General features: G+C 37.6%; 1 pseudogene. It reads right to left on the bottom strand.

The features are described from left to right. Window positions 1-209 (bottom strand): annotated as a pseudogene (locus tag ACS8FD_RS23360) (cytochrome c); the annotation flags it as partial. Window positions 210-567 lie beyond the last annotated feature (358 nt).

Below are 567 nucleotides of genomic sequence, written 5' to 3'. Positions count from 1 at the left end.
TCAAGTGCGACACCGCCAGTATAGTCTTCGCGATGACAAGCCATACAGTCAGCTGCACGCGCGATATACGCTCCTCGATTGACCAAATCGCTATTGGCAGGGCTTACGTTGGGTAGGCTGGCGCTTGATAGACTAGCACCTTCAGCCATTACCGTACTGGAAGTGAAACCAATAACAAGCACCGATAACATCATAGAAAGTGGCTTCATAATATCCTCATATAGCTGGCACATAATGGCTGGCAGAACTAAGGTCGTTAGACAACAATTCGTTATACAACAATATTGTCAAATAAAAACAATAGCAAAACACCCAGCAATCTTTAACAGTGAATAGCTTATTAATGTTCTAATTGTTTAATAAATATAAGGTAAACATGGTGAAAGCTTATGTTGTTTTAAGTGCCAGCTGCTTATCCGTAAGGAGCTAGCTTTTGTTAATTATTGCGTTAGTATGACAATTAGCTTCTGTTTACTCATATAAAGGTAAAACTATTTCGCTAACATTGCTTGAATATTAACCTATTTATCTCATTTTTTTACAAAAGTTAAAAAATCATGCCGAAAT

This window comes from Psychrobacter sp. 1U2, from assembly GCF_051847575.1.
The sequence above is the reverse complement of the archived record's forward strand: the minus strand, read 5'-3'. Positions and strand labels throughout refer to the sequence as shown.